Below are 5646 nucleotides of genomic sequence, written 5' to 3'. Positions count from 1 at the left end.
GGCTCGTCGCCTGCCTCTCCGGCCCCTGGCCGGGGCGCGGACCGCCGACGGCGAGCGCGACGTCTTCGCCGACCCCTACCTCGACGGCCCGGCTGGTCCTCAGCTCGGGCTGCTCCTGCTGCGCGACCCCGTGCCGGAGGTCGGCGACGACCCGGCAGAGCTCGAGCGGCACAACACCGCGCAGTCGGTCGCCGACCACGCCGAGGCCACCGGCGTGCGGCTCCTCGAGCACACGGCCTCGCCCGGGCACCCCCTCGAGCGCCTCGCCGAGCTCGTCGCGCTCACCGACTTCGCCGCGACCTACCTCGCCATCGGCCACGGGCTCGACCCCGCGACCGTCCCCGGCATCTCCGACCTCCACCTGCCCAGGAAGGCCCCAGAGTGATCGACGTCGACATCGCTGTCATCGGCAGCGGATCCGGCAACAGCCTGCTCACCGACGACCTGTCGGACCGCACCTTCGCGATGATCGAAGGGGGTGCCGTCTTCGGCGGCACGTGCCTCAACGTCGGGTGCATCCCGACGAAGATGTACGTCCACGTCGCCGAGGTGGCCACCTCCGTGCGCGAAGGGGGCCGGCTCGGTGTTGACGCCACGCTCGAGCGGGTGCGCTTCACCGACGTGCGTGACCGCGTCTTCGGCCGGATCGACCCGATCTCCGCCGCCGGCGAGGCCTACCGGCGCGACGGCGAGGGGGTGCACCTGCTGCGTGGACGGGCCCGCTTCACCGGGCCGCGCGAGCTCGAGGTCGACCTGCTCGACGGCGGCACCGAGCGGGTGCGGGCCGGCAGGTCGTCGTCGCCACCGGGTCGCACGCCGTCATCCCCGACGACCTCGCGGTCGCGGCACAGCGCGAGGGCATCACGCTGCACACCTCCGACACCGTCATGCGGCTCGACGAGCAGCCGGAGCGGATGCTCGTCGTCGGCGGTGGCTACATCGCCATGGAGATGGCGCACGTCTTCTCGGCCTTCGGCACGCAGGTCGTCGTCACCGCCCGCGGCGACCGGCTCCTGCGCCACCTCGACGACGACATCTCGGCCGCCTTCACCACGGCCGCCACCGAGCAGTGGGACGTGCGGCTCGGCACGCAGGTCACCGACCTGCATCGCGGCGACACCGGCATCACGGCCACCCTCACCGACGGGTCGACCGTGGAGACCGACGTCGTGCTCGTCGCGACCGGCCGCCGACCCAGCACCCAGGACATGGGCCTCGCCCTCGCCGGCGTGCAGGTGCACGACGACGACCGCGTCGTCGTCGACGAGCACGGCCGCACCACCGCCGACGGGGTGTGGTCCCTCGGGGACGCCAGCTCCCCCTTCCAGCTCAAGCACGTCGCCAACCACGAGGCGCGCATCGTCGCCCACAACCTCGCCCACCCCGACGACCTGCAGTCCTTCACCCACACGGCGGTGCCGGCCGCGGTCTTCACCCACCCGCAGATCGCCTCCGTCGGCCTCACCGAGGAGGAGGCCCGCGAGCAGGGGCTCGACGTCCGCGTCAAGGTGCAGCAGTACGGCGACACCGCCTACGGCTGGGCCATGGAGGACACGAGCAGCATCTGCAAGGTCATCGCCGACCGCGCCACCGGTCGCCTCGTCGGGGGCCACCTCCTCGGGCCCCAGGCATCCACCCTCGTCCAGCCGCTCATCCAGATGATGGCCTTCGACCAGCCGATCGCCGAGATGGTCCGCGGCCAGTACTGGATCCACCCGGCGCTGACCGAGGTCGTCGAAAATGCCCTGCTCGGCCTCGACCTCAACCCGAGCGAGGACCACGTCGAGTCGCCGCCGCTCGCCTGAGGGCACGGGCCGCCCTGCTCCCATACGCTGTCCCCGTGCTGACGACCCACGAAACCACCGGGCCCCTGCGATGAGCGGCGGCCTCTTCGCGCTCCTCGACGACATCTCCGTGCTCGCCCGCGCAGCGGCGGCCTCGATCGACGACGTCGCGGCCGCCTCCGGGCGCGCGAGCGTCAAGGCGGCAGGAGTCGTCGTCGACGACACTGCCGTGACCCCGCGCTACGTCGAGGGACTCGACCCCAAGCGTGAGCTCCCGATCATCAAGCGGATCACCATCGGGTCGCTGCGCAACAAGCTCCTCTTCATCGTCCCGGCGATCCTGCTGCTCAACGCCTTCCTACCGTGGGCGCTGTCGCCGCTGCTCATGCTCGGCGGCACCTACCTGTGCTTCGAGGGAGCCGAGAAGATCTGGGAGAAGGTGTCTGGGCACGGCCACCACGCCGGTGACGAGGAGCAGGTCGGCGACGAGGACGCGATCGTCAAGGGCGCGGTGACGACCGACTTCATCCTCTCCGCCGAGATCATGGTCATCTCGCTCAAGGCCGTGCTCGACGAGGGACTCGACGACTCCTTCTGGTACCTGCTCGCGGTGATGGTCGTCGTCGCCATCGTCATCACGCTCGTCGTCTACGGGACGGTCGGCCTCATCGTGAAGATGGACGACATCGGCCTGGCCCTGTCGAAGCGCGAGTCCGGCCTGTCGCAGACCATCGGCCAGGGCCTGGTCACCGGCATGCCCAAGCTGCTCACCGTGCTGTCCGTCGTCGGCGTCGCCGCGATGCTCTGGGTCGGTGGCCACATCATCCTCGTCGGCCTCGAGGAGACCGGCTGGCTGCCGCAGCCCTACGAGTTCGTCCACCACCTCGAGGAGCAGGTCCACCACGCGACCGGCGCCCTGGGCGGCGTCCTCGGCTGGCTGACCAACACCGTCGCCTCCGCGATCCTCGGCCTGGTCGTCGGCGCGATCGTCGTCGCGGTCATGCACGTGCTCCCCTTCGGCAAGGACGAAGGGGAGGGCGCCGGGGCCCACTGATGGTCACCACCATCGCTCCCCTCGTGCTCGACGATGCCGCCGTCCTCGGCCGGCTGCACAACGCCCTGTGGCGCTCCACCTACGCGGGTCTGCTGCCCGCTGCGGTCCTTGCCGCGCGGGACGACGCGAGCAACGTGCACCGGTGGCAGGAGCGGGCCCAGGCCCACGAGGAGTCGGGCGTCTCGCGCGAAGGGGGCCGGACCCTGGTCGCGCACGACCGGGCAGGTGCGCCGATCGGCTGGGCCACCGTCGGGCTCCCACGTGATGCGTCGCCCCCCACACCCGTCGAGCTGTGGTCCCTCTACGTCGCTGCGGAGCACCACGGACGAGGCGTCGCCCAGTGCTCGTGGCAGCGGCCCTCCCGGACGCGCAGGCCGCTCACCTGTGGGTCCTCGTGGGCAACGAGCGGGCCATCTCCTTCTACCGCAAGGTGGGCTTCGCGCCGGACGGCGTGACGCAGCACGACGACACGGTCGGGGCCGACGACCTGCGCATGGTTCGAGGGGTCTGAGCGGCGTGGGCGATGGGTCGAAGAAGAAGCGCCCGGAGATGCGGGCGATTCTTTCTTGACCCACCCCGCTCGGCTCGCCCCGGGCGTCGTCGACGGTCACGCCGCCTACACTGGCGGGTGCCGGCGTGGGTGATACCCCGCGACAGACCCAGAAGGGTCGCGCCGGGTCCGATCCCACACCTGTCACAGGAGTACGCATGTCCTTCGACTACAAGGTCGCCGACCTGGGCCTCGCCGAGGCCGGCCGTCACCAGATCCGCCTCGCCGAGCACGAGATGCCCGGCCTGATGAGCCTGCGCGAGGAGTTCGGTGAGTCGCAGCCGCTCAAGGGCGCGCGCATCGCCGGCTCGCTGCACATGACCGTGCAGACCGCCGTCCTGATCGAGACCCTCACCGCGCTGGGCGCCGAGGTCCGCTGGGCCAGCTGCAACATCTACTCGACGCAGGACGAGGCCGCCGCGGCGATCGTCGTCGGCGCCGGCACCCCCGAGGACCCGAAGGGTGTCCCGGTCTTCGCGTGGAAGGGCGAGAGCCTCGAGGAGTACTGGGACTGCACCGAGCAGATCCTCACCTGGGCCGACGGCGGGCCCAACATGATCCTCGACGACGGTGGCGACGCCACGATGCTCGTCCACAAGGGCAAGGAGTGGGAGGCCGCCGGTCAGGTGCCGCCCACGACCGACGAGGACTCCGAGGAGTTCGGCGTCTTCAAGGCACTCGTGCGTCGCACCCTCGAGACCGACCCGCAGAAGTGGACCACGGTCGCCGCCGGCATCAAGGGCGTCACCGAGGAGACCACGACCGGCGTGCACCGCCTCTACCAGCTCGCCGAGGCCGGCGAGCTGCTCTTCCCGGCGATCAACGTCAACGACGCGGTCACCAAGAGCAAGTTCGACAACAAGTACGGCACCCGCCACTCCGTCCTCGACGGCCTCAACCGCGCCACCGACGTGCTCGTCGGCGGCAAGGTCGCCGTCGTCGCGGGCTACGGCGACGTCGGCAAGGGCGTCGCCAGCGCGCTCGCCGGCCAGGGAGCCCGCGTCGTCGTCACCGAGGTCGACCCCATCTGCGCGCTGCAGGCCGCGATGGAGGGCTTCGAGGTCACGACGATGGACAAGGCCGCGACCTACGGCGACATCTTCGTCACGACGACCGGCTGCTACGACGTCATCACCGCCGAGCACATGTCGTCGATGAAGAACAAGGCGATCGTGTCCAACATCGGTCACTTCGACAACGAGATCGACATGGCCGGCCTCGCCCGCACCGAGGGCATCACCAAGACCGAGATCAAGCCGCAGGTCCACGAGTGGACCTTCGCCGACGGTCACTCGATCATCGTGCTGTCCGAGGGCCGCCTGATGAACCTCGGCAACGCCACCGGCCACCCGAGCTTCGTCATGTCGAACTCCTTCGCGAACCAGACGATCGCCCAGATCGAGCTCTTCGACAAGGCCGAGGACTACGTCGACGACGACGGCAAGCCGACGGTCACCACGCTGCCCAAGCACCTCGACGAGAAGGTCGCCCGCCTCCACCTCGACGCCCTCGGCGTCGAGCTGACCGAGCTGACCAAGGGCCAGGCCGAGTACCTCGGCGTCGACGTCGCCGGGCCGTACAAGCCGGAGCACTACCGCTACTGACCCTTCGCGGTGAGCCCACCGCTCGCCTGTCGTCGCGCGGTCCGGAGGACCACGGCGGCGCTGGGGAAAAGCCCGGACCCTTGCACTCGCTCGTCCTGAGAGGTGCTGGATCCGGGCTTCTCCTTGAGTCGCGCCGCCATGGTCTCCGGACCTCGCTGCGTCCCCGACGCTTCCCCGGTGGCTGAGGTGCGACGCAGGAGCCTCGAAGCCCCCGGCCGCTCAGGGGTGGAGGGAGGCGAGGGCGGCGTCGCTGTCGGCGAGGGCGGCGCGGTCGTGGGTGGAGGCGAAGACGACGAGCTCGTCCGCGCCGGTGCGCTCGACGAGGCCGGTGAGCTGCTCGGCGACGTCCTCGCTCGTGCCGTGGACCGTGGCGGCGAGGTGCTCCTCGACCCGGGCCTGCTGGCGGGCGGTGAGGCGCATCGCCGGCTCGGGACGAAGGGGAGGGAAGGCACCTGTCGTCCGTGACTCCACCATGGCCCAGGCCTCCGGCATCGCCAGCTCGCGGGCCCGCTCGCGGGTGTCGGCGACGAGGCGTCGACGCTGACGAGCACGCTCGGGGGCGTCGCCGGGGCGCTGCGGGGCGGAAGCCCGCGCGGTAGTCCTCGGAGGGGACCGAGGTCGCCGCGCAGGGAGGGGGCCACCGACGACCACCGG

Annotated in this window: 5 protein-coding genes and 2 pseudogenes; 6 read left to right on the top strand and 1 reads right to left on the bottom strand. The window is 71.0% G+C overall.

The features are described 5' to 3' along the window. The 6 genes and pseudogenes from AC2W7J_RS15325 to ahcY all read left to right on the top strand — a co-directional run. Nucleotides 1–385, top strand: a 385-nt coding sequence (locus tag AC2W7J_RS15325; protein WP_485983446.1) for an SIS domain-containing protein, incomplete at its 5' end; no start/stop codon positions are given. A gap of 436 nt (nt 386–821) precedes the next feature. Continuing rightward, nucleotides 822–1805: an FAD-dependent oxidoreductase gene (locus AC2W7J_RS15320; protein ID WP_485983448.1), complete on the top strand. Its 984-nt coding sequence runs from the start codon at nt 822–824 to the stop codon at nt 1803–1805. A 70-nt stretch (nt 1806–1875) separates the two neighbouring features. Continuing rightward, nucleotides 1876–2838, top strand: coding sequence for a DUF808 domain-containing protein (locus AC2W7J_RS15315; protein ID WP_485983444.1), 963 nt, complete (start codon nt 1876–1878; stop codon nt 2836–2838). Continuing rightward, a pseudogene (locus AC2W7J_RS15310) lies at nt 2838–3167 on the top strand (GNAT family N-acetyltransferase); the annotation flags it as partial. The gene AC2W7J_RS15315 and the pseudogene AC2W7J_RS15310, both read left to right, overlap by 1 nt. A 17-nt stretch (nt 3168–3184) precedes the next feature. After that, entirely contained in the window at nt 3185–3349 is a 165-nt protein-coding gene (locus tag AC2W7J_RS15305) for an N-acetyltransferase (protein WP_485983450.1), read from the top strand. Nucleotides 3350–3546: 197 nt separating this feature from the next. Then, nucleotides 3547–4992, top strand: coding sequence for an adenosylhomocysteinase (ahcY, locus tag AC2W7J_RS15300; protein WP_255184014.1), 1446 nt, complete (start codon nt 3547–3549; stop codon nt 4990–4992). Between the two features lie 219 nt (nt 4993–5211). On the opposite strand, the pseudogene AC2W7J_RS15295 reads toward ahcY, so the two are convergent. Next, nucleotides 5212–5646, bottom strand: a pseudogene (locus AC2W7J_RS15295) (LLM class flavin-dependent oxidoreductase); the annotation flags it as partial.

This window comes from Janibacter sp. CFPM2_SD2, assembly GCF_057364645.1.
This window is presented reverse-complemented; position numbering and strand designations above follow the sequence as displayed.